General features: G+C 70.2%; 19 protein-coding genes. 12 read left to right on the top strand and 7 right to left on the bottom strand.

Annotated features, from left to right (window positions below; genetic code table 11):
- Positions 1–26 precede the first annotated feature (26 nt).
- Positions 27–2270, top strand: a complete 2244-nt coding sequence (gene parC / locus ACJMKX_RS09330) for a DNA topoisomerase IV subunit A (protein ID WP_405224039.1) — start codon at positions 27–29, stop codon at positions 2268–2270.
- A gap of 16 nt (positions 2271–2286) precedes the next feature.
- Here the strand turns inward: parC and ACJMKX_RS09325 are convergent, their stop codons facing one another.
- Both ACJMKX_RS09325 and ACJMKX_RS09320 read right to left on the bottom strand, forming a co-directional pair.
- Entirely contained in the window at positions 2287–4602 is a 2316-nt protein-coding gene (locus ACJMKX_RS09325; protein ID WP_405224037.1) for a type IV pilus assembly protein FimV, read from the bottom strand.
- A gap of 180 nt (positions 4603–4782) precedes the next feature.
- On the bottom strand, positions 4783–6837 hold the full coding sequence (locus tag ACJMKX_RS09320; protein WP_405224035.1) for an EAL domain-containing protein: 2055 nt from the start codon (positions 6835–6837) through the stop codon (positions 4783–4785).
- Positions 6838–7136: 299 nt separating this feature from the next.
- On the opposite strand from ACJMKX_RS09320, the gene efp reads away from it, so the two are divergent.
- Positions 7137–7706, top strand: coding sequence for an elongation factor P (gene efp, locus ACJMKX_RS09315; RefSeq protein WP_405224033.1), 570 nt, complete (start codon positions 7137–7139; stop codon positions 7704–7706).
- A 9-nt stretch (positions 7707–7715) separates the two neighbouring features.
- Here efp and ACJMKX_RS09310 read toward each other — a convergent pair whose 3' ends face one another.
- Genes ACJMKX_RS09310 through ACJMKX_RS09290 form a run of 5 tightly spaced genes read right to left on the bottom strand, consistent with a single transcriptional unit; the run spans position 7716 to position 11198 of the window.
- Positions 7716–8198: a GAF domain-containing protein gene (locus ACJMKX_RS09310; RefSeq protein ID WP_405224031.1), complete on the bottom strand. Its 483-nt coding sequence runs from the start codon at positions 8196–8198 to the stop codon at positions 7716–7718.
- Positions 8195–9214 carry an EF-P lysine aminoacylase EpmA gene (epmA, locus tag ACJMKX_RS09305; RefSeq protein ID WP_405224029.1) on the bottom strand — a complete coding sequence of 340 codons (1020 nt, stop codon included), beginning with the start codon at positions 9212–9214 and terminating at the stop codon, positions 8195–8197. Before epmA ends, ACJMKX_RS09310 begins: the two co-directional genes overlap by 4 nt.
- The gene (gene asd / locus ACJMKX_RS09300) at positions 9211–10098 is read right to left on the bottom strand and encodes an archaetidylserine decarboxylase (RefSeq protein WP_405224027.1); all 888 of its coding nucleotides are present in this window, start codon (positions 10096–10098) and stop codon (positions 9211–9213) included. The genes epmA and asd overlap by 4 nt, the downstream gene beginning before the upstream one ends.
- A 3-nt stretch (positions 10099–10101) precedes the next feature.
- Positions 10102–10554, bottom strand: coding sequence for a copper chaperone PCu(A)C (locus ACJMKX_RS09295; protein WP_405224565.1), 453 nt, complete (start codon positions 10552–10554; stop codon positions 10102–10104).
- Positions 10554–11198: an SCO family protein gene (locus ACJMKX_RS09290; protein ID WP_405224025.1), complete on the bottom strand. Its 645-nt coding sequence runs from the start codon at positions 11196–11198 to the stop codon at positions 10554–10556. The genes ACJMKX_RS09295 and ACJMKX_RS09290 overlap by 1 nt, the downstream gene beginning before the upstream one ends.
- 189 nt (positions 11199–11387) lie before the next feature.
- On the opposite strand from ACJMKX_RS09290, the gene prmB reads away from it, so the two are divergent.
- The 10 genes from prmB to purF all read left to right on the top strand — a co-directional run bounded on the left by prmB (position 11388) and on the right by purF (position 24086).
- Complete coding sequence (gene prmB / locus ACJMKX_RS09285; RefSeq protein ID WP_405224024.1) at positions 11388–12326, top strand: 50S ribosomal protein L3 N(5)-glutamine methyltransferase; 939 nt, start codon at positions 11388–11390, stop codon at positions 12324–12326.
- Between the two features lie 7 nt (positions 12327–12333).
- Complete coding sequence (gene aroC / locus ACJMKX_RS09280; RefSeq protein WP_405224022.1) at positions 12334–13422, top strand: chorismate synthase; 1089 nt, start codon at positions 12334–12336, stop codon at positions 13420–13422.
- A gap of 47 nt (positions 13423–13469) precedes the next feature.
- The gene (locus tag ACJMKX_RS09275) at positions 13470–14492 is read left to right on the top strand and encodes an aspartate-semialdehyde dehydrogenase (RefSeq protein ID WP_405224021.1); all 1023 of its coding nucleotides are present in this window, start codon (positions 13470–13472) and stop codon (positions 14490–14492) included.
- Between the two features lie 105 nt (positions 14493–14597).
- Complete coding sequence (locus tag ACJMKX_RS09270) at positions 14598–17858, top strand: FimV/HubP family polar landmark protein (RefSeq protein WP_405224019.1); 3261 nt, start codon at positions 14598–14600, stop codon at positions 17856–17858.
- Complete coding sequence (gene truA / locus ACJMKX_RS09265) at positions 17859–18683, top strand: tRNA pseudouridine(38-40) synthase TruA (protein ID WP_405224017.1); 825 nt, start codon at positions 17859–17861, stop codon at positions 18681–18683.
- A 31-nt stretch (positions 18684–18714) separates the two neighbouring features.
- Positions 18715–19587, top strand: a complete 873-nt coding sequence (accD, locus tag ACJMKX_RS09260; protein ID WP_405224015.1) for an acetyl-CoA carboxylase, carboxyltransferase subunit beta — start codon at positions 18715–18717, stop codon at positions 19585–19587.
- 16 nt (positions 19588–19603) lie between these two features.
- Positions 19604–20995: a bifunctional folylpolyglutamate synthase/dihydrofolate synthase gene (locus ACJMKX_RS09255; RefSeq protein ID WP_405224013.1), complete on the top strand. Its 1392-nt coding sequence runs from the start codon at positions 19604–19606 to the stop codon at positions 20993–20995.
- A gap of 70 nt (positions 20996–21065) precedes the next feature.
- Positions 21066–21764 (top strand): SPOR domain-containing protein, encoded by a 699-nt coding sequence (locus tag ACJMKX_RS09250; RefSeq protein ID WP_405224011.1) that lies wholly within the window; start codon positions 21066–21068, stop codon positions 21762–21764.
- Between the two features lie 178 nt (positions 21765–21942).
- Positions 21943–22548, top strand: a complete 606-nt coding sequence (locus ACJMKX_RS09245) for a CvpA family protein (RefSeq protein ID WP_405224010.1) — start codon at positions 21943–21945, stop codon at positions 22546–22548.
- Positions 22536–24086 carry an amidophosphoribosyltransferase gene (purF, locus tag ACJMKX_RS09240; protein ID WP_405224008.1) on the top strand — a complete coding sequence of 517 codons (1551 nt, stop codon included), beginning with the start codon at positions 22536–22538 and terminating at the stop codon, positions 24084–24086. Before ACJMKX_RS09245 ends, purF begins: the two co-directional genes overlap by 13 nt.
- The last annotated feature ends 33 nt before the right edge of the window (positions 24087–24119 follow it).

The following is a 24119-nucleotide window of genomic DNA, read 5'->3' as shown; positions in this document are numbered from 1 at the left end:
GGGGATAGAGACAACCGGTCAACACTATGCAGAACACCCTGAATCTCGAGGGCGTGGAACGCCAGCCGCTGAAGGAGTTCACCGAGAAGGCGTATCTCGACTATTCGATGTACGTCATCCTCGACCGGGCGCTGCCGCGCATCGGCGACGGCCTGAAGCCCGTGCAGCGGCGCATCATCTATTCCATGAGCGAGCTGGGGCTCTCGGCGGCCTCCAAGCACAAGAAGTCGGCGCGCACCGTCGGCGACGTGCTGGGCAAGTTCCATCCCCACGGCGACGCTGCCTGCTACGAGGCCATGGTGCACATGGCCCAGTCGTTCTCCTACCGCTATCCCGTCGTCGACGGCCAGGGCAACTGGGGCTCCACCGACGACCCCAAGTCCTTCGCCGCCATGCGCTACACGGAGGCGCGGCTGACCCCTTACGCGGCGCTGCTGCTGGCCGAACTCGGCGAGGGCACGGTGGACTGGGAGCCCAACTTCGACGGTTCCCTGGACGAGCCCCTGGTGCTGCCGGCGCGGCTGCCGAACCTGCTCCTGAACGGCACGACGGGTATTGCCGTGGGCATGTCCACGGACGTCCCGCCTCACAACCTGACGGAGGTGGCCGAGGCGCTGGTGCTGCTGCTGGACAAGCCGCGCTCGACGATCAGCGACCTGATGCAGCATATCCGCGCACCGGATTTCCCCACCGGCGGCGAGCTGGTGTCCTCTGCGGCGGACATCGAGCAGATCTACGCGACGGGCGGCGGCACGCTCCGGCTGCGCGCGACGTGGCGGGAGGAGGGCGAGCACATCGTCGTCACCTCGCTGCCGCACCAGATCTCCGGCTCCCGCGTGCTGGAGCAGATCGCCTCCCAGATGCGTGCGAAGAAGCTGCCGATGGTGGAGGACCTGCGCGACGAGTCCGATCACGAGGAGCCTACGCGGCTGGTGATCACACGGAAATCGCAGCGAGTGGACAGCGGGCAGCTCATGTCCCACCTGTTCGCCACCACGTCGCTGGAGCGCACGCTCAGGGTGAACCTGAACGTCATCGCCCTGGACGGCCGGCCGCGTGTGTTCGACCTGAAGTCGCTGCTGGCCGAGTGGCTGGAGTTCCGCAAGGCCACGGTCACGCGGCGGCTCGAGTACCGGCTGAAGAAGGTCACGGAGCGCCTGCACATCCTGGAAGGACTGCTGATCGCCTACCTCAACATCGACGAGGTGATCGCGATCATCCGCGAGGAGGACGAGCCCAAGGCGGTGCTGATGGAGCGCTTCGGCCTGACCGACGTCCAGGCGGAGGCCATCCTGAACCTGCGCCTCAGGAATCTGGCCAAGCTGGAGGAGATGAAGCTCAGGGGCGAGCAGGACGAACTCGCCGCCGAGCGCGCGGACATCGAGAAGACGCTGGGCAGCAAGGCGCGCCTGAAGACGCTGCTGAAGAAGGAAATACGGGCAGATGCCGAGCGTTACGGCGACGAGCGGCGCACCCGCATCGTCGAGCGCGAGGCGGCCCAGGCGCTGGACGAGACGCAGCTGGTGGCCAGCGAACCGGTCACGGTCGTGCTGTCCGAGCACGGCTGGGCGCGCGCGGCGAAGGGTCACGAGATCGACCCGACCACCCTCAATTACAAGTCCGGCGACGGCTTCCGGGCGGCCGCGCGGGGCCGCAGCAACCAGACCGCGGTGTTCATCGATTCCACCGGGCGCGTCTACAACGTGCTCGCCCACCAGCTGCCCTCGGCGCGCGGGCAGGGCGAGCCACTGTCGGGACGCTTCAACCCGCCGGATGGCGCGAGCTTCCAGGGCGTGATGATCGGCGACGCCGACGACCGCTGGGTGCTGGCGAGCGACGCGGGCTACGGTTTCGTGGTGACGCTGGGCGAGCTGGCGACCCGCGCCCGGGCGGGCAAGGCGGTGCTGCGGGTGCCGAAGGGCGGCAATGCGGTGGTCCCCGCGCCCACCGAGTGGGTGGAGGGTGAGTTGCTGGCCGCGGTGAGCAGCACCGGCCGGCTGCTGGTATTCGACCTGGACGACCTGCCCGAGCTGGCCAAGGGCAAGGGCAACAAGATCATTGGTATTCCGTCGAAGAAGTACCAGAGCGGCGAGGAGCGGATGGTGGCCGTTGCTGCGGTGCCGCCGGGCGCCGGGCTGGTCGTGCACTGCGGCAACCGCCACATGACGCTGAAGGCCGGCGACCTGGAGCAATACCTCGGCGAACGGGGCCGCCGCGGCGCGATGCTGTCGCGGAACTACCGCAAGGTCGACCGGCTCGGCCTGGACTGAGCCGCACGGTCAGACGTCAGGCGCGGCGCTTCTCCGACAGGGGGATGACGGCCGTTTCCCGGTCGCTTTCGTCATCATCGTCCGCGCTGTCGTCGGCCGCCGCCTGAGAGTCGGGCTGCTCCGCCGACGGCAGTTCCGCCGTGGCCGCGGCGTACACGCCCGTATGCTCCACCGTATCGCCCGCGTCTTCGGGCTGTGACGGCATCTCCGTGGTCGCGTCGTCGGCGGACAGCACCGCGGTCTGATCGCCTTCGTCGATGATGTCGCCATCCCGCTCCAGGACGGCCGTGGCACCCGTCTGCTCTCCGTCCCCGGCAGCCGCGGCCCGCGCCTCTGCGGCCCGCGCCTCCGCGGCCCTGGTTTCGGCCCGGGTCGCCGCAATCGTTTCGGCAATGCTCTCGTCGACCTCGTCGCCGTGGGTGGTGATCTCCTGGTCCAGCGCGATGGCGGCGTCGACGAGCTGCTTCGCGAGCCGCTGGGTGGCCGTAAATTCCTGCTCGTAGTCTTCCTCGAGCATCTCCAGGTCGGCCACCGTCGCCAGGGTGCCGGTGTCCTCGGCGTCCCCGTTGCGCTCGTCGCTGGTGTCCTGGGCGTCCGTGTCGGCGGCCAGCTCGGCGCCGGTGTCGACCTCCATGATCATGCTCTCGTCGATGCGCTCCTCGGGCGGCAGCACGGCGCCGCCGTCCGTCTCCTCCACAGTATCGCTGTCTTCGAACTCGGGGAAGTTCATGCGGGCGACGGCCAGTTCCTGTTCGGTTATGACGTCGTCTACTAGCTCGTCCGACGCGTCGTCCGACAGGTCTCCAATTGCCTTGCCGCCGGCGTCGCCGTCCTCCTCGTCGCCGAAATCGAGGTCGAGAGACCTGAGCTTCGACTGCGCGGCGTCGGACCACTCCTCTTCGGAGACGATGACGTCCGGCTCCTCGCGCTCGAAGACCGGTGTGGCGATGACGTCGGTGTCCTCGCCCTGGTTACCGTCGGCCACGGCGCCAGCGCCGGCCGCGGGCAGGCCCTTGCGTGCGGCCGCAGGCGTGGGTGCGCGGCGGAAGAACTCCCGCAGGCTGGAGCGGAAGATCACGAGTCCGAGCAGCAGGCCGATGCCGGCGCCGAAGAGGGCGGCGAACAGCGGGCTCACGCCGGAGCGCGGTGCCGGATCGCTGTCCGTGATGCGGGGTGCGGGACCGGCGGGCGTCTGCACGACGCCGGTATCGCCCCCGGCGGTGTCGCCGGCAGCCTCGGACTTGAACGGGCTCGGCGGCTCGGCGGCCATCTCGTCCATGGCCTGGCGCACGGCGGGGCGTATCCGCTCGGCCGCGGCGGCTGACGCCGTCGATGTGGCGGGAGCGGTTGCGGGAGTGGCACTAGTGGCAGTCGCGGCAGTCGCACTCGCGGCGGGGGCCGCTGCTTGCGCATTCCCGCCGGCTCCCGCCGTCGGCGCAGAGCGCGCGGGCTCGCCGCCCGCCGCGGACGGGTCCGCGGGCTGCGTGGCGGGATTCGGAGTGTTAGCGGCCGTCACTATCGTATCCGTCGCCGGAATCTCGAGCACGCTGCCGGCCCGCAGCCGATCCATGTCGCCGCCGATGAAGGCCTCCGGGTTGGCTGCGAAGATCCGCTCGGCGGTCGCCCAGATGCCGCCGGGGCGGTCGGTGACCCGCTGGGCGATCGTCGACAGCGTATCGCCGACCCGTACCCGGTATGCGCTGCCGGGGCTGACCGGTTCCGACGGCGCCGGCACGGTCCCCCGGCTGGCGCGTCCGCTCGCTGGCGCGGCCGGCAGCACGGCGGCCGGTTCCGCCGGCGCGCGGCGGGGCGCCGGCACGGGCGCGGGCTCCGCGGCGGCCGCTGTGAAACCGGGCGGGTCGATGATCAGCGTGTAGGAACGGATGATGAACGGGGTCGAGGGGCAGTCCACCTTGAGGTTCATGCCCAGCAGCGGTTCGCGGATACTGCGGTCGCTGCGGATCACCAGCCGGTTGCCGGCCGTGGAGCTCACGCGGCCCGATGTCAGCGCCGGCAGGCCGGCGGAATCGCCAGGCTGGCCGCGCACGAGACTCACGCAGTCGGCCGTCAGCCGTTCGTTGCCCCAGGTGGCGTAGGGGACGACCACCTCCAGCGGCTGCCCGAGGCCGGAGCGCACGACCGGCTCGCCCAGTTCCAGCGCGGCGGCGGGCCCGCCGGCCAGCAGGGCGCAGACACAGCTCGCTACCAGGGTCGATCGGGGCGTCGAGTGTGAGGAAGACCGTGCGCCCGCTCGCTGCGCGCGGCCGGCCCGATAGGCCGGGTCCGCCCGGTCGACGGCCGTCCCGGTCGCCTGTTTGGTTTCGTCGTTCATCGGCGGCGATATCCTCGTTCGCTGTGGACCCGCGATGCGCGCTTCGCGGGTGAGTGTCGCGGGAGCATCGCCGCTCGGGCCGGTGCGCACCATGAAACCCGTCATAATTTCGGAAAAAAGCAGGACCGGACGTCCCGTATGCGGACAGAGTGTGAACCGGGTCACACGGGGCGCACGCCCTCAGGCGGTCTCCTGCAGCACCACCTCGGGTTCGTGCACGTAGTAACCCTGCATGTAGGAGATGCCGAGCTGCCACAGCACCGCCATGGTGTTGGCGTCCTCCACCCGTTCCGCGATAGTGCGGGCGCCGACGGCGCGGGAACGCTCCACCAGGGTCTGCACCTGACGCTGCAGGGCCTCGTCGCGGGCCAGCGACTGGACCAGCGAGCCGTCGATCTTGACGTAATCCGGTTGGAGCTTCTCCACCGTCCGCAGCGAGCGCTCGCCCGTGCCGACGTGCTCGAGCGCGAAGTTCGCGCCCAGGCTGCGCAGCGTGTGGGCGAGCACCGAGAACTGGTGCAGGTAGCGGATGGCGTCCTCCTCGGCCAGCTGGAAGCAGAACTGCCCGGGTTCGGCGCCGAAGGCGTTGAACTGCTCGCGCAGCCAGTCCGGCAGGCTCTCGTCCACGATCGAGTGCCGGGACAGGCGCACGAACAGCTTGCCTGCCTGGCTCGAGGCAGCCAGCTGACAGGAGGCGCCGATGACCCAGCGGTCGATCACCTGCATGAGATTGTTGCGTTCTGCCGCCGGCAGGAATTCCGACGGCAGTACCTTGTTGCCCTGCTCGTCCAGCATGCGGATGAGGATGTCGAACATGCCCTGCTGCTCGCCGTCCAGGCTCGCGATGGGCAGCTGCAGCAGTCGGAAGCGGTTGTCCATCAGCGCCGACTTCAGGTGCCGCACCCAGATGGCGTCGTTGCGCCGCATGCGGGTGTCGGTCTCCGCCGTCTCGTTCATCAGCACCGTGGCGCCGCCGGCGTCGCGGCCGTGGGCATAGGCCTCCGCGGCGCTCGCGATCAGCGGGCCGGATTCCCGGATCATGCCCGTGGCGGCGCACAGGCCGATGGTGCAGGTGAGGCCGACGGCGCCCTCTTCTGCCGAGAAGCGGTGCGCCTTGACCTTCTCCAGCAGGCGCTCGCCCCAGCGCTCCGCGTCCCGCTCCGAGCCGCGTTCGAGCAAGGCGAGGAAGGAAGTGCCCTCGAAACGGCCGGCCAGCTCGTCCTCGCCCAGTTCCTCGCGCAGCTGTGCCGCGAACTCGGCCAGCACGTCCTCGGAGCGGAAGATGCCCACCTTGGACTGCACGTCGCCGAAGCGGTCCGGCTTCACCCAGGCCAGCACGCGCACGCCGGATTCCATGGGCACGGCCAGGCGGGCGTCCAGCGCGTCGACGAAGTGCTTGCGGGCGAGCAGTCCGGTGGTGGGATCGGCAGTGAGGGCCCGGTGCACCATCTCGCCGGTCTCGCCGCCTTCCGGCGCCGACGGGGCGATGGAGACACGGATGGCGGGTTCGCCGTCGTGCTCGGTCTTCTTCAGTTCGAGTTCGACCGCGAGCTCCGTCTCCTCGCCGGTCAGCGCCCGGGCCTGCAGGACGTCGTCCTTCCACTTGTCCTTGTCCGCGGCCACCAGCGCGCCCTTCAGCGGCCCCTGAGAGGCGGCGGCGAAGCTGTCCATCAGTGGCATGCCCACCAGGGCGCTGGCGTCGGCGGCACCGAAGAGCTCCAGCCAGGCCGGGTTCACGTCGACGATGATGCCTTCCTGCACGTAGGCGATCGCGTCCGCCGACTGGTTCATGTAGGCGCGCAGCTGACGCTTGTATTCCGTGGCCGTCTCCAGGGTCGCGTTGAGCGCGCGCTCCATGCGGTGGTTTCTGAGTTCGCGCTCCAGCACCGCCTGCAGGCGGTGGCGCTGGTCGAACGAGACGAGATCCCGGGCGCCTGCCTGCATGGCGGCGGCGATCGCGTCCTCGTCCACCACCCGGCCGATGAGCACCAGCGGCGTCTCCGGTGCGTAGCGGTCGCGCAGGCGGGCCACGCCGGTGACCTCGGCGATCTGGTCGTCGAGTACCTGCAGGATCAGCTCCAGCTCCCCGGCCAGGGCCGCCTCCAGCTGCTCCGCGCTGCGCACCCAGACGCAATGGGCGGGATGGCCCGCGTCACGCAGCGCGCTGTTCACGCGCTCGACGTTGTCCTGGGTGGCGGTCAGGACCGCCAGTGGTACGCCTGTCTTCTGGGTCAACCTGGAGGGCTCCGGTTACGGCTCTGCGGCGGCCGTGCAAGGCGTCGGGTGTGTTCTTACCCGATAGCGTCAATCGACATACTCGATCGACAGTCATGGGCCGCCCTAGTCGGTCCGGATACTACCTCAGCGTTTCTGCCGGTTGTTTTCGGCGTCGCAAAAACGTGACACAGATCATGCGGGGGCCGCGGCGGGCGCCGACGGATCGGCAGCGGCGGCGCCTTACGCCGGGCGCGCCCGGCGCGGTATCATGAAGGGATCGAGCACACTCCTCGCAGGAACAAGATGGCGACGACCTAATGGCAACATACAGCACCAACGAATTCCGCTCCGGCCTGAAGATCATCCTCGACGGCGATCCCTGCAACATCGTCGAGAACGAGTTCGTCAAGCCGGGCAAGGGTCAGGCGTTCAACCGGGTGAAGATCCGCAACCTGAAGACGGGGCGGGTGGTCGACAAGACCTTCAAGTCCGGGGACAGCGTGGAGGCCGCCGACGTGATGGAGACGGAGATGCAGTATCTCTACAACGACGGCGAGTTCTGGCACTTCATGGTGCCCGATACCTTCGAGCAGTACGCGGCGGACGAAAACGCCATCGCCGAGGCGCGCCAGTGGCTGAAGGAGCAGGACACCTGCGTGGTGACCCTGTGGAACAACTCCCCGCTGGCGGTCGCGCCGCCGAACTTCGTCGAGCTCGAGATCACCGAGACGGACCCGGGCATCCGCGGCGACACCGCCCAGGGCGGCGTGAAGCCGGCGAAGCTCGAGACGGGCGCCACGGTGCGCGTGCCGCTGTTCCTGGAGCAGGGCGACGTCATCCGCGTCGACACGCGCTCCGGCGAGTATGTCTCACGCGTGAAGGACTAGGGCCGGCGTCTAGAGCGAACGCGCCGCCGCGCCGAGGTGCGCGGTGAGCAGGGCCGCCGCCGCTTCCAGTCGTGCGACGTCGTCGTCGGCGAAGCGGCCGGCCTCCGGGCTGTCGACATCCAGCACCCCGTACACCTCGCCGTCGCGGATCAACGGCACGACCACCTCCGAGCGTGAGTCCGGATCGCAGGCGATGTGGCCTTCGAAGGCGTGCACATCCGCCACGCACAGCGTCTCGCGCCGCTCGGCTGCGGTGCCGCACACGCCGCGGCCCAGCGGGATGCGCACGCAGGCGGGCTTGCCCTGGAACGGACCCAGCACCAGTTCGTCGCCGCGGCGGATATAGAGTCCCAGCCAGTTGACCCGTGGCATGCGCTCACAGAGCGCTGCGACGAAGTTCGCGCAGGTGGCGAGCGGGTCGTGCTCACCGGCCAGCAGCGCCTGCAGGGCCGTGAGGAGTTCGTCGTCGCCGGCGGTCGATGTGCGGCTCATGTCTCCTGCTCCTTGTCCTGCCCCGTCCCGGCGTCCCGGTCCGGATCGATGACCGGGAAAGCCTGCACGCGGCGGATGTCGTCGATGCTGGCCGCGGCCATCATCACCCGGTCGAAGCCGACCGCCACGCCGGCGGTCTCGGGCAGGCCGTGCGCGAGCGCCGCCAGCAGCGCCTCGTCCGCCAGCATGTCCGGCCGGCCCCGCGCGCGCCGGGCGGCGCGGTCGCGCTCGAAGCGGGCCCGTTGTTCGTCGGCATCGGTGAGTTCCACCCAGCCGTTCGCCAGCTCGCGGCCGTCGAGGAAGACCTCGAAGCGCAGCGCGAGCCGCGGGTCGGCGGGGTCCAGGGCGGCGAGCGCCGCCTGGGCGGCCGGGTAATGGGTCACCGCGGTGAGCGTCTGCGGCTCGGCGAGGGCGGGGGCGACCACGGTGCCCATGAGGAAGTCGAGTGCGGCATCCCGGTCCTCTGCCGCCGCGCCGGCTCCCGCGGCGGCCGCGGCCGCGAGCACGGCCTCGTCGCCGGCCTCCACCGGGTCGACGCCGGCGGTTTCGCGGAAGACGTCGCGGTGGCGCCGTGTGGCCGTTTGCAGCTCGCCCCGCACCGGCCCGATCAGCGTCGTCAGCAGCGACAGGGTATCGGCGACCACGGCGTCCAGATCCTGGCCGTGCCGGTACCACTCCATCAGGGTGAACTCGGGCTGGTGGCGGCGGCCATGCTCGCCGTCGCGGAACACGTGGCAGATCTGGTAGATATCCGGTGCGCCGGCGGCCAGCAGCCGCTTCATGGCGTACTCGGGCGAGGTATGCAGGAACCAGCGTCGGCCCGGCGTGGCGGCGAGTTCCGCCCGCACGCTCTCGATGTTGGCATCCGTGACGCCGCGGCGCGTCAGCACCGGCGTGTCCACCTCGGTGAGGCCGCGGTCGGCGAACCAGGTGCGGGCGGCGGCCAGCAGACGGGCGCGCAGGGCGAGTACCGGCCAGTCGGCGCCCGGCCGCCAGTGCGCCCGCCCCGCGTTCACGGCGCCGGGGCGGTGAGGTTGCCGACCACCTGGCCCGTGCGCAGGCGGGTGCCCGGCACCAGGCCGGCCGAGAACGCCGCGGCGCCGGCCGGCAGCAGCAGGATCACCGTGGAGCCCATGTTGAACCAGCCCAGCTCGTCACCCCGGGCAAGCGCCGGGGCGTCCGCGCCGCCGCGCCAGTCCCGGCGGGTCGGGAACGGATTGCCGGCCCGGTACTCCGGCTGCCAGACCGTGCCGATGGTGCCCACGTTCAGTGCGCCCACCAGCACCACCGCCATCGGGCCGCAGGCGGTGTCGAATACGGTGACGAGCCGCTCGTTGCGCACGAACAGCCGCGGCACGCCCGCCGCCGTGGTCGCGTTGACGCTGAACAGGCGGCCCGGGACATGCGCGGTACGCACGAGGCGGCCCGCCAGCGGCATGTGCACCCGGTGGTAGTCGTACGGTGCGAGATAGACTGTGAGGAAGGCGCCGTCGGTGAAGGTCTCGGCCAGTGCCGGGTCGCCGCCGAGGAGCTCCGTGGCATCGTAATGCCAGCCTTTAACCTGCAGCAGACACCGCCCCTCCAGCCTTCCGGACTGGCTGATGACGCCGTCGCAGGGGGAGGCCAGGGCCCGGTCGTCCTCCGGCTGGGGGCGCAGCCCCGGCTTCAGGCGGCGGGTGAAGAAGTCGTTGAAGTGCTCGTAGCCGTCGGGCACCGGCCGCTCAGCCTCGGACGTGTCCACGCCGAACTGCCAGCAGAACCAGCGGATGGTGGCGTTGCGGACGAGGCGGTTGCGGATGCGGGTGAGGCGGTAGACGAGCCGGGTCAGGAGTTGCTGGGGCGCGACGTACTGCGCCAGCACGAACAGCCGGGGTCCGATGCCGAGGGACGTGCCCGACACGGGTCAGTCGGCGCCGCGGCGCACCGGCGCCTCGAAGGCCAGCACCCGGCCGTCGGCGAACGCGAGCTCCACGGTCACCGTGCTGCCCGCGGCGGGCAGCGGGTCGGCGAACAGCATCAGGTGGCGGCCGCCGGGCGCAAACGTCGCGGTCTCCCCCGCGGCTATGGCCACGGTGTCCAGGCGGCGCATGCGCATGACGCCGTCGGCCATCGTGGTCTCGTGGATCTCGACCCGCGGGATGCCGGTTGCCGTGACCGCCTCGAGTACCACGTCCTCGCCGCTGCCGTTCTCGAGGACGAAGTAACCGGCGGTGGCGGAGGCGGTCGGCGGCACGGCGCGTATCCACGGATCCTGCACGCCGATGGCCCCGGTCGACGAGTCCGGCTGACAACCGGCCAGCGTTACCAGGCCCGCCAGCACGGCGAGCGCCGCGAGAAAGACGGCCGGCAGGCGCATCACCCCGTGCCTCCGGGCGCGGCGGGCACCGCCCGGCCGTCGAGGATGGCGGCGATGTCCCGCGCCATCGGCTCCACCCGGTGGGGCGTGCCGAAGACCGCCCGCAGCCGCGCATCCGGCCCGATCAGCAGCACCGAGGCGCTGTGATCGACGGTGTAGGCGGAACGGTCCTCGTTCCAGACCTTCGCGCTGATGATGCCGAGTTCGCGGGTGAGTGCCGCGATGGCCTCCGGCGTGCCGGTGGCGCCCTGGAAGGCCGGGTCGAAGTAGCGCACGTAATCGGCGATCGTGCCCGGGTCGTCACGCTCGGGGTCCACGCTCGCGAACAGCACCCGGGGCACCGGGTCGCCCTCGCTCTGAAGCCGGCGTTTCACCGCCGCCAGGGTCTCGAGCGTGGCCGGGCAGATGTCAGGGCAGTGGGTGAAGCCGAAGAACACCAGCGACCAGTCGCCCTCGAAATCGGCCCGGGTGAACGCGCTCGCGTCCTCGCGGACGAGTTCGAAGGCGGGCAGGGGGCGGCCGGGGGAGAGCAGGGTGGCGCTCTCCACCTCGACGTCCCGGGGCAGCACCAGGCCGCCTATGACGATGCCTGCCACCAGCGCAAGGGCGGCGGCGGGCAGGAGTGCAGTGCTGGATCGGGGCATGGCGGGAAGCTCGTGGCTGGCAGTGATGCAGGGTTTGACGGTTGAATTCGTTCGGGGTTCGGTCGCGGATTCTACCGTGTTCCACCTCCCGCTTCGCGCTATCATTAGCGGTTATTGGTCATTGGTCCGCCCTCGCTTCGCCCGCTCCCGAAACGCACACGCGCCAGACACGTTCCAGGTCCACGTCAGATGAGCCCCGCCACCACGGCCGGCAACCCGGCCCTCGCCGCTGCCCGCATCCCGCGCAGGGTCGCCGACGCCATCCCCTGGCTGGCCGACTGGTTCGAGGCGGCCGATCTGTGCTTCGGCCACGGCACCGACAATTCGCTGGATGAGGCCGCCTGGCTGGTGCTGGCGGTGGCCGGGATCGACTTCGACGACCCGTCCGCGCCGCAACTGCTGCTTGCCGACACCGAGCGCAGGCGCATCGCCGAGCTGGCCACGCGGCGGCGGCGCGATCGCATCCCGCTGGCCTATCTGCTCGGCGAGGCCTGGTTCGCCGGACGTCGCTATTTCGTAAATGAGAACGTGCTGGTGCCGCGCTCCCCGCTGGCGGAACTGATCCTGGAGCGCTTCGCGCCCTGGGTGCGGCCGCAGCAGGTGCGCCGCATCCTCGATATCGGCACCGGCAGCGGCTGCCTCGCCTGCGCCCTCGCGCACGCGTTCCCGGACGCCCGGGTCGATGCGGTGGACGTCTCCGCCGACGCGCTCGCCGTCGCCCGCCGCAACGTGCGCGAACACGCACTCGGCGACCGCGTGGAACTCCTCGAGGGCGACCTTTTCGCGCCGCTGGCCGGGCGGCGCTACGACCTCATCGTCAGTAACCCGCCCTACGTGGACGCCGACGCCATGGCCGCCATGCCGGCGGAGTATCGCCGCGAGCCCGCCATCGGCCTGGCCGCCGGCGAGGACGGTCTGGCATCGGTGCGGACTATCCTGAATAATGCGGCCGCATATCTCGCGCCGGACGGGGTGCTGGTGGTCGAGGTGGGGGACAGCCAGCGGGCGCTGGAGCGGACGCGGCCGGATCTGCCGTTCGTCTGGCTCGAGTTCGAGCACGGCGGCAGCGGCGTCTTCCTGCTGACGGCCGGGGATCTGGATCGCGCCGGCGGCGCCACAACAACCTGAGCAGAGCATGTCCGGAAACACATTCGGCCGGCTATTCACGGTCACCACCTTCGGCGAGAGCCACGGCCGCGCGCTGGGCTGCGTGGTGGACGGCTGCCCGCCGGGCATGGCGCTGGAGGAAGCCGACATCCAGCGCGATCTCGAGCGCCGCCGCCCGGGCAAGAGCCGCCATGTGAGTCCCCGCCGCGAGCCGGACCAGGTGCAGATCCTCTCCGGCGTGTTCGAAGGGGTCACCACCGGTACGCCCATCGGCCTCGTGATCGAGAACACCGATCAGAAGTCGAAGGACTACTCCGAGATCAAGGACAAGTTCCGCCCCGGCCATGCCGATTTCACCTACCAGCAGAAATACGGCATCCGCGATTACCGGGGCGGCGGCCGGGCGTCGGCGCGGGAGACCACCATGCGGGTGGCCGCCGGGGCGATCGCCAGAAAGTACCTGGCCGAGCGGCTCGGGGTGGCCATCCACGGCTACGTCTCCCAGCTCGGCCCTCACCTGATCGAGGCGAAGGACCCGGCCGCCGCCGAGGACAATCCCTTCTTCTGCCCGGATCCGGAGCGCGTGCCCGAGTTCGAGGCCTACATGGACGCGCTCAGGAAGGAGGGCAACTCCATCGGTGCACGGGTGACCGTGTCCGCGAGCGGCGTGCCCGTCGGACTCGGCGAGCCCGTGTTCGACAAGCTGGAGGCGGACCTGGCTCACGGTTTGATGAGCATAAACGCGGTAAAAGGGGTGGAATTCGGAGCGGGATTCGCCGTGGTCGCACAGAAGGGCAGCGAGCACCGGGACGAGATCGACGCCGGCGGCTTCCGGAGCAACCGGGCGGGCGGCACGCTGGGCGGCATCTCCAGTGGCCAGGACATCCTGGTGAGCATCGCGCTGAAGCCCACCTCCAGCATCCGCATCCCGGGCCGCACCGTCGACCGGAGCGGCGCGGAGACGGACATCGTCACCAAGGGCCGTCACGACCCCTGCGTGGGATTGAGGGCCACGCCCATCGCCGAGGCGATGGTGGCGCTGGTGCTGATGGATCATTATCTGCGGCATCGGGGGCAGAATGCGGATGTGCCGAACGGGGGCGGGGATCGGGCCTGAAGGCCCTCCTACATGCATTAGAGACGTAAGGAGATAGACGGGAACCCATGTCGAAAACGTATGACGTCGCAGTCGTCGGGGCCACCGGCCTCGTGGGCGAAAACATGATCCGGATCCTGGAGAGCCGGGGCTTCCCGGTAGGAAGGCTCTATCCGCTCGCCAGCGCGCGCTCGGTCGGCCGCACCGTGAGCTTCCGCGGCGAGGAGGTCGACGTGGAGGACCTCGCCGAGTTCGATTTCTCGCGGGCGCAGATCGCGCTGTTCTCCGCCGGCGGCTCCGTCTCCGAGGTGCACGCGCCCCGGGCCTGGGATTCCGGCTGCGTCGTGGTCGACAACACCTCGTTCTTCCGCTACGACGACGACATCCCGCTGGTGGTGACCGAGGTGAATCCCGAGGCCATCGCCGGCTACACCACCCGCGGCATCATCGCCAATCCCAACTGCTCCACCATGCAGTTGCTGGTGGCGCTGAAGCCCATCCACGACCGTGCCCGGATCCTGCGCATCAACGTCGCCACCTACCAGGCGGTCTCGGGTGCCGGGCGCAGCGCCGTCGAGAAACTCGCGAAGGACTCCGCGGCCATGCTGGGCGGCAACCCGCCCGATGACGAAGGCCCGGAGAAGCGGGTGGCGTTCAACGCCGTGCCCCACATCGACGTCTTCCTGGATAACGGTTACACCAAGGAAGAGATGAAGATGGTGTGGGAGACCCGCAAGATCTTCGACGACGACACCATCGAGGTAAACCCGACGGCGGTGCGGGTGCCCGTGTTCTACGGGCATTCCGAGGCCGTGCACATCGAGACCGAGGTGAAGCTGAGCGCGGACGACGTGCGCTCGCTGCTGATGGAGGCGCCGGGGGTGAAGGTGATCGACGGGCACGAGGCCGGGGCCTATCCCACCGCCGTCACGGAGGGCGCGGGCACCGACGAGGTCTACGTCGGCCGCATCCGCGAGGACATCAGTCACCCGTCCGGCATCGACCTCTGGGTGGTGTCGGACAACGTACGTAAGGGCGCGGCTCTAAATAGCGTGCAAATAGCTGAAATATTGGTCAAAAATTATTTATAGGCTATAGTTGGCCACGGATTAATGTTAAACGAGCTTGCTAATCTGATCCCGCAGCCTGCCCGCGTTGCACGGCTGCGGGTCAGTTTTATGAGCCGGAGAAGACTTATGCTCGGAAGACTCGCTGGCGCCACGCTGATTCTGCTCCTGGCGTGGTCGGGGACGGCTCAGGCCCTGGGCCTCGGGGACATCAGGCTCGAGTCGGCACTGAACGAGCCTTTCCGGGCCCAGATCGAGCTCCTGTCGGTGACGCCGGAAGAACTCGAGGGCCTCACGGTCCAGCTGGCGTCGACCGAGACGTTCCGGCGCTACGGCATCGACCGCCCTTCATTCCTGAGCGGGTTCCGCTTCGAGATCCGGCAGCTGTCCGGCGACCGGGGCGTTGTCCGCATCACCTCCCGCGAGCCGGTCACCGAGCCCTTCGTGACCTTCCTGGCCGAGGCCATCTGGCCGCGGGGACGCCTGCTGCGTGAGTACACCGTGCTGCTGGACCCGCCGACCTTCGCGAGTGAGGAGGCGACGGAGCAGGCCGCCCCGGTGCGGGCGCCGGCGGCGCCGGCGCAGCGCAGCCCGGATGCGGGCAGTATCCGGCGTGCGCAGGAACCCCGTCAGGCCCCGGCCGGACTCGATGCCGGCGACACCTACCGGGTGCCGCGCAACGAAACCCTGTGGGGCATCGCGCAGCGTGTGCGGCCGAGCGGCCTGACCATGAACCAGGTCATGGTGGCGCTGTACGAGAACAACCCTGAGGCCTTTGACGGGAACATCAACCGGCTGCGCGAGGGCGCCGTCCTGCGCATCCCGTCCGAAGATGCGATGTACGGCATCAACCGCTCCGAGGCGGTGGCCGAGGTCAGCCGGCAGAACCAGGCCTGGCAGGGCGGCGAGTCAGGCAGCCTGCGCCTGGTGCCCCCCGACGAGGCGGCGCAGACGGCAGCGACGCCGGGCACCCCCGGCGGTACGGCCGGTGCAGGGACCGCGGCCGGCACCAGCGCGGCGGAGGCCGAGCGGCTGCGCCGGCTCGAGTCGGAGCTGGCCGAGCGCGAGCGCCTGCTGGCCATCAAGGACCAGGAGCTCGCCCAGCTGCGCCAGCAGCTGGCGAGCCGTGAGGACGCCGCGGAGACACCGCCGGCTGCGGCCGAGGACGAAGCGGTCACGGCGGCGCCGGGCGTCGATCTGGAGGCCGAGGGTGAGGCGGCCGCGGAGGCGGGCGGCGACGAGATCTTCGCCGAGTCCGAGCCCGCCACGGAAGCCGACGATACGGCGGCCGAGACCGGGCAGCCGGCGGCACAGGAACCGGCCCCCGCCCGCACGACGCCGGCTGTCGTGACGACCCAGCGCGACGACGACGGCGGCATCATGGGGCTGCTGGGCGGCCTGCTCGGCAGCATCTGGACCTACGTGGGCCTGGGCGTCGTCGTCATCGCCCTGCTGCTGCTCGTGCTCGCACGGCGTCGCGGCGGCGAGCCGGAGGACAGCACCGGCACCTGGGAAGCACTGGACGACGACTTCGAGGACGACGAGGAGCGCGAGGCCACCGAGCGTCTGCGCGCGCTCGCGAGCGACGACGACTCCATCGTGGTGGTGGAGAAAGAGGAGGCCCCCTCGAGCAAGGGCACGGGTGCCGCGGCGGCGGCAGCCGGCGCAGGCGCCGCGGCAGCGGCGGCGGGCGCAGGCGCCAGGGCCGACGAGCAGCCGGATACCGGTGCGAGCGGCTCCTATTCGCTGGAGGACACGTTCAGCAGCGAAACCGCGATCAATCTGGACCAGTCCGACCCGCTGGCCGAGGCCGACTTCCACATGGCCTACGGTCTCTACGATCAGGCGGCCGACCTGATGCGCAACGCCATCGCCGCGGATCCGGACCGCACCGATCTGAAGGCAAAGCTCGCCGAGGTGTACTTCGTCTGGGGCAACAAGGACGCGTTCGTGGACGCGGCCGAGAACCTGCACGACGCCCTCGGCGGTGAGGCCGGCGCCAAGGACTCCGACTGGGACAAGATCGTGATCATGGGCCAGCAGATCGCGCCGGACCACGAACTGTTCGCCGGCGCAGCGGCGGCCGGCGGCGGCGACGTCGACCTGTCCTTCGACGAGGAGAGCGGCGTCGGCACGCTGGACGTGGACTTCGGCTCGGACGAGGAAGGCGGCGTCGATCTGGCTTTCGGCGACGACGACAGCGGCGACGCCGACCTCGAGGGCACCTCGGGAGGCCTGGATTTCGTGCTCGACGAGACCGGCGAGCGCACCGGCACCAACGAGATGCTGCTGGATCCGGCGGATCTGGCCGAGACAGGTGAGTACGAGGCGTCGGACGACAGCCTCGGCGGCGAAGAGCCCACCCAGGAATCGCCGACGCTGGAGAGCCGGTTCGACGAGGATACCCAGGAGTCGCCGACGCTGGAGACGCCCTTCGAGGAAGAGGATACCCGGGAATCGCCGACGGTGGAGACGCCGGCGGGCAGTTCCGCGGACGAGGGGGCCGACCAAGAGATCACCCAGGAAACACCGACCATCGAGACCTGGGGCCTGGGCGAGGACGACACCAGCGAGCTGCCGGCCATCAGTGAGGAAGAGCAGCGCCGCTCCGAGCAGACGGCAGAGATCGACCTGGACGACCTCGGCCTGGATCTGGACGGTATGGAGGAGTCCGGCGAGCGTTCGGCCACCGTGCTGCAGTTCCAGGACGACGGCAGCGACTCCGATGACGACCTGCTGGACCGTACCGGCGAGACCCAGGTGCTGGGCGACGACGATGCGACGATGCTCGCGCCGGGCGCTGCCGGCGCCGATAAGCCCGTGGGTCGCGAGTCCGGGAGCGAGGAGCCGGGCGACGACGATGCGACCACCCTGGCGCCCGCGGCGGATCCGGACTTCGCCGAGACCGAGGCGCTGGACGAGCGCGACGATGACGACGACACCGGTGCCACGGGCCGCATGCCCCGCCCGGGCGCGGAAGACGTCGACGTCGACCTGGACGATCTCACGGCCGCCATCAAGCAGAGCGACCTCGGCGACCTCGAGACACCGCGGGACGAGGAAGACACGGTCGAACAGCCCGCCTCGACGGATGCGTCGGGCCGGTTCAGCAACGAGGTCTTCGACGACGACGAACTGGACTCCATCCTCGACCTCGACGTGGGCGAGGACCTCTCCGACGACGACGATGCACCCACCGAGACGGGCATGCAGGAGACCGGCGAAGGCCGCACCCAGACCGAGGTGGGTACCAAGCTGGACCTGGCGCGTGCCTACGTGGACATGGGCGACCCGGAGGGTGCCCGCAGCATCCTGCAGGAGGTGCTGGAGGAGGGCGACGAGGGCCAGCGCCAGGAGGCCAACCGGCTGCTGGACGCGCTGCCCGACTGAGTGGCCGACCGGGACGACCGCCCGGCCGCCCGAGTGGCCATCGGCGTCGAGTACGACGGCACCGCGTTCCAGGGCTGGCAGCGCCAGTCCCACGGACGCGCCATCCAGAACGCCTTCGAGGCTGCGTTGTCGGCGGTGGCCGACCAGCCTGTCGAGGCCGTCTGCGCCGGCCGTACCGATGCCGGCGTGCACGCCACCGGCCAGGTGATCCACTTCGACCCGCCGGTGCAGCGTCGGCTGCGCAGCTGGCTGCTCGGCACCAACAGCAACCTGCCCGCCGACGTCAGCGTGAGCTGGGCGCGCGCCGTCAGCGCGGACTTCCATGCCCGTTACTCCGCCGTGTCGCGCAGCTACCGCTATCTCATACTGAACCGGCCGGTGCGCTCGGCGCTGCACCGCCACCGGGCCTGCTGGGTGCACCAGCCACTGGACGAGGGGCGCATGGACGAGGCGGCGCGCCATCTGATCGGCGAACACGATTTCTCCGCCTTCCGCGCCGCCGGCTGCCAGTCCCGTTCGCCGGTGCGCAACGTCACCGCCATCACGGTGTGCCGGCAGGGCGAGTGGGTCGCCATCGACGTGAGCGCGAATGCGTTCCTGCAGCACATGATCCGCAACATCGCCGGCCTGCTGATCACGGTGGGCCGGGGCGAGCGGGAGCCGGGCTGGGCGGCGGAGCTGCTGGCCGGCAGGGACCGCACCGCCGGCCCCTTCGCCGCAGCCGCGGCCGGCCTGACGCTGGTCGCCGTGGACTATCCGCCGGAGTTCGGCCTGCCCGACGGCCGTGATTTCGCGGGCCTGCCGGCAGGGCTGCCGCCGGTCTGACAGGGAAAGGACGAGGGGGTATCATCGCCGCATGAGCTGGTTCTCGAAAATCATGCCGTCTCGCATCAGCACCGAGGGACGGACCCGTTCGGTGCCGCGGGGCATCTGGATCAAATGCCAGGCCTGCGATGCGCAGCTCTACCGCGCCGAGGTGGAGCGCAGCCTGCACGTCTGCCCGAAGTGCGACTACCACATGCGCATCGGCGCGCGGCAGCGGCTCGAGTCCTTCCTGGACAAGGACTCCATCAACGAGCTGGATGCGGGGATACAGCCCCGCGACCCGCTGAAGTTCCGCGACAGCAAGCGCTATCGCGACCGCCTCTCCCAGGCCCAGAAGCAGACCGGCGAGAAGGACGCGCTGGTCACCGTCACCGGCGCCCTGCACAGCCGCCCGGTGGTGTGCTCTGCGTTCGAATTCAGCTTCATGGGCGGCTCCATGGGCTCGGTGGTCGGCGAACGCTTCGCCCGCGCCGCCGAGCACGCACGGGAGACCAGCATGCCGTTGATCAATTTCTCGGCCAGCGGCGGGGCACGCATGCAGGAGGCATTGTTCTCGCTGATGCAGATGGCGAAGACGAGCGCCGCGCTGGCGGCGCTGGCCCGGGCGAAGGTGCCGTTTGTCTCCGTCATGACCGATCCCACCACCGGCGGGGTCTCCGCCAGCCTGGCGATGCTGGGCGACGTGAACATCGCCGAGCCGCGCGCGCTGATCGGCTTCGCCGGCCCGCGGGTCATCGAGCAGACCGTGCGCCAGACGCTGCCGGAGGGCTTTCAGCGCAGCGAGTTCCTGCTCGATCACGGCGCGCTGGACATGATCGTCGACCGGCGGCAGATGCGCGACACCATCGCCGACGTCATCGCCATGCTGGAGCGCCGCCCCTCGCCGCTGCCGGCCTCTTCCTGATCCGGCACCCGCCCGCGTGGATGCTCCCCTCATAACCAGGAGGGATTTCGATACCCTCGACGAGTGGCTGGACTGGCAGTCCGGGCTCAGTGCCGCCGAGATCGAGCTCGGCCTGGAGCGCGTGACCCGCGTGCTCGGCGACATGGGGCTTTCGCGTCCGCCGCTGGTGATCACCGTCGGCGGCACCAACGGAAAAGGTTCGGCCGTGGCCCTGCTGGAGCAGCTGGCCCGGCAGGCCGGCCGCCGTCCGGGCGTCTACACCTCGCCCCACCTCGTGCGCTACAACGAGCGCATCCGGCTGGACGGCCGCGAGGCGGAAGACAGCGAGATCATCGCCGCCTTCCGGCAGGTGGAGTCGGCCCGCGGCGAGGTGCCGCTGACCTATTTCGAATACGGCACGCTGGCCGCGCTGGCGGTCTTCGAGGCGGCGGGTACGGACTGCGTGCTGCTGGAGGTGGGCCTCGGCGGACGGCTGGATGCCACCAACGCCGTCGATGCCGATGGCGTGATCATCACCAGCGTCTCTCTGGACCACGAGGAGTGGCTGGGCAGCGACGTCGAGTCGATCGGCCGGGAGAAGGCGGGCATCATGCGCCACGGCCGTCCGGCCGTCTTCGGCGGCCGGCAGCCGCCGGCCTCGGTGGCCGGGCATGCCGCCGCGGTCGGCGCCGATCTGCGGCTCGCGGGCCGGGATTTCCGTGCCGTGACCCCGGATGACGGCCTGCCCGGGCAGGGTTCCCGGGGGCGCTGGGACTGGGAAGGGCGCCGCATCACGCTGGCCGACCTGCCGCGGCCGGTCTTCGGCGGATCGGAGCAGATCGAGAATGCCGCCGCGGTGTTCGCGCTGCTGGAGGCGCTCGAACTGGACGCCTGGCTGCAGCCGGAGGCCGTCGCGCGCGCCCTCGCGCTGCCGGGCCCGGCGGGGCGCCAGCAACGGCTGCGGGCGGGCGCGGACTGGTGGCTGGACGTGGCCCACAACGGCGCCGCCGCCCGGGCCCTCGCCGACCGCCTGGCCGCAGAGCCGGCCGCCGGCACCACCTTCGCGCTGGTGGGACTTCTGGCCGACAAGGACGCGCTGGAGTTCACCACCGCCCTGGCCGGCGTCGTCGACGAGTGGCTGGCGGTGCCGCTGGAATCGTCTCGCGGCACCCCGGTGACCGCGCTCGCGGCCACCATCGCGAACGCCACCGGCCGGCCCTGCCGCATCGAGCCCTCGGTGGCCTCGGCAGTGGCAACCGCGCAGGCGCTTGCCGGCCCGGCCGACCGGGTCGTGGCGGCGGGCTCGTTCTACGTCGTCGGCCCGGCTCTCGAGGCGCTTCGGCTATACTCGCCGCCGGAGCGGGAACAGCAACAACCGCTGCCGCCGGGCGATCGGACCCGGCAAGGCGGGCCCGAGGATCGGCGCTGACGAAACTCGAATGGCAACACGAATAGAAACGCGAACAGAAACACGGATGGGGGTATAGCTGCCTGTCGCCATGGATCGATCCACCAAAGAACGCCTGACCGGGGCCATCGTGCTCGTCGCCGTCGCCTGGCTCGTCATCCCGGTGTTTTTGGACGGGCCGGAAGAGGAGACCGGGACGGTGCGCCAGAGCGTGGACCTGCCGGGACAGGAGGGCCAGCCCACCCGCACTCGCCGCATCGTGCTCGACCCCCGGCCGGAGACCGCCCGCGGCGAGGAGGCCGGGGAGAAGATCACCGACCCGCCACCGGCCACGCGCAGGCTGCCGGCGCCGGCGAGCGGCAGCGCGACGACGGCAGCGCGCGAGGAGACGGCGGAATCCGAGCCCGCCGGTACCGCGCAACAGACAACGCCCGAGCCGGCAGCTCAGGCTGCCCGTGAACCCGAACCGGAGCCTGAGGCGGAGCCGGAATCTGAGCCGGAGCCGGAGCCCGGGACCGCCGCCGCGCCGGCGCAGCAGCCATCGCCCGCCGCCACGGAGTCTTTGTGGGCGGTGCAACTCGGCAGCTTCTCCAGCGAGGAGAACGCGGAAGGCCTGGCGACCGATCTGCGCGACCAGGGTTTCCCGGCCTTCCTCAGCCGGGTGCAGAGCGGCGGGCGCACGCTGCATCGGGTGCGCGTCGGGCCGCAGGGCAGCCGCGACGAGGCGGAGAAAGTGGCGGCGGCCCTCGCGAAGGCCGGGCAGAACGGGCAGGTGGTCACCCATCCGTGAGGACGATTGTCGCCACGATCGTGAAGGGGATTGTCAGTACGATCGTGATAAGGATTGTCGCGACAATCGTGAGGACCATTGTCAGTCTGATAAACTGATCGCGATCCGACGCAGCGCCGTCCCCATCCCACACTGACTCACACTGACTCACACTGACGATACTGAGCGAACACACGCCATGGTCCCGGTCGCAGATATCGCCATCGCCGTGCTGGTCCTGATCTCCATGATCGTCGGGGCCTGGCGCGGGTTCTTCAAGGAGGCCGTCTCCGTCATCTCACTGGTCGTCGCCATCTGGCTCGCCTTCCAGCTCGCCCCGCTGGGCGCGGGCGTCGTGGAGACGGTGGCCGGCGACTGGATCGGCTCCGAGGGGCTGCAGGCGTGGATCGGCCGCGGCCTGATCTTCGTGGCGGTGCTGCTGATCGGCGGCCTGGTGGGCTGGCTGATCTCCATGGTGGTGGAGGCGAGCGGCCTGAGTGGCACGGACCGTTTCCTCGGCCTCGGCTTCGGTTTCGGCCGCGGCGCGCTGCTGGCCGGCGTGCTCGCGCTCGCCGGCGGCTATCTCGGCTTCTCCCAGGACCAGTGGTGGCAGGAGTCGCGCCTGATGCCGTACGCCGAGCGCGTCGGTAACGGCATCCGTGTGCTGGCACCGCGGGCCCTGGAGGCGATAGACGGGATCAACGACATGGACGGTGCGGACGGCGACACCCCGGAGGGGCCGGATAGCCCGATAGCGATGCGACCCGCCTCTGAAGCGCCCGGGAGCCCGTCATGTGCGGCGTAGTCGGCATCGCGGGTACGAGCCCGGTCAATCAGGCCATCTATGACGCCCTGACCGTGCTGCAGCACCGGGGTCAGGATGCCGCCGGCATCGTGACGTGGGACGGCCAGCGGCTGCATTCGCGCAAGAGCAACGGCCTGGTCCGGGACGTCTTCCACCAGCGCCACATGCTGCGCCTGAAAGGCAACATCGGCATCGGCCACGTGCGCTACCCCACGGCCGGCTGCTCCAGTTCGTCCGAGGCACAGCCGTTCTACGTGAACTCCCCCTACGGCATCTGCCTGGGGCACAACGGTAATCTCACCAACGCCGCCGAACTCTCCGAGCTGCTGCGCCGCGAAGACCGGCGCCACCTGAACACGGGCTCCGACTCCGAGGTGCTGCTGAACGTCTTCGCCCACGAGCTGCAGCAGCGGGCGGACGGCGAACTCACGCCGGACGTCGTCTTCGACTCGGTGGCCGCCGTGCACGAGCGCTGCCGCGGCGGTTATGCGGTGACCGCGCTGATCATCGGCCAGGGCATGCTTGCCTTCCGTGACCCCTACGGCATCCGCCCGCTGGTGCTGGGCAGCCGCCGCACGCCGGCCGGCACCGAGTACATGGTGGCCTCCGAGAGCGTGGCGCTGGATGCACTCGGCTTCCGCCTGGTGCGCGACATCCTGCCCGGCGAGGCGATATTCGTGGACACCGCCGGCGAGTTGCACATGCGTGCCTGCGCCGAGCAGCGCGCCTACGCCCCCTGCATCTTCGAGTTCGTCTATTTTGCCCGGCCGGACACCATCATCGATCGGCTGAGCGTGTACAAGACGCGTCTGCGCATGGGTGAGACGCTGGCCGACCAGATGCTCGCCGCCCGGCCGGACCACGATATCGACGTGGTGATCCCCATACCGGATACGAGCCGCACGGCCGCGGTGCAGGTGGCCCACCGCCTGGGCGTGAAGTACCGGGAAGGCTTCATCAAGAACCGCTACATCGGCCGGACCTTCATCATGCCGGGCCAGGCGATGCGCGAGCGTTCCGTGCGCCGCAAGCTGAACGCCATCGACCTGGAGTTCCGCGGCAAGAACGTGCTGCTGGTGGACGACTCCATCGTACGCGGCACCACCTCACAGCAGATCATCCGCATGGCGCGGGAGGCCGGCGCGCGCAAGGTCTACTTCGCCTCGGCGGCGCCGCCCGTGCGTTACCCGAACGTCTACGGCATCGACATGCCGGCGGCCACGGAACTGGTGGCCCACGGCCGCTCCGAGGCCGAGGTGGAGAAGCTGATCGGCGCCGACTGGCTGATCTACCAGGACCTCGACGACCTGGTGCGGGCGGTGCAGCACGACGACGCCCAGATCAACGAGTTCGACACCTCCTGCTTCTCCGGCAAATACGTTACCGGCGACGTCACCGAGGATTATCTGCGCCAGCTCGAGAGCGCCCGCTCCGACGAGGCCAAGCAGCTGTACCTGGGGCTGGGCGGTGAGGCCGGTGCCGGGCAGGCGGCCGACGCGGGCACGGAAGACAGCGACGCGGCCATGAGCACGGTCTAGGACCTCGCGGCCCTTATCGACCCTAGTCCATAG

Origin of the sequence: Lentisalinibacter sediminis (assembly GCF_040706615.1) — a bacterium.
In the GTDB taxonomy this organism is placed as follows: domain Bacteria; phylum Pseudomonadota; class Gammaproteobacteria; order Steroidobacterales; family Woeseiaceae; genus Lentisalinibacter; species Lentisalinibacter sediminis.
Note: the sequence above shows the minus strand (reverse complement) of the source record. Positions and strands in the feature narration are given on the sequence as shown.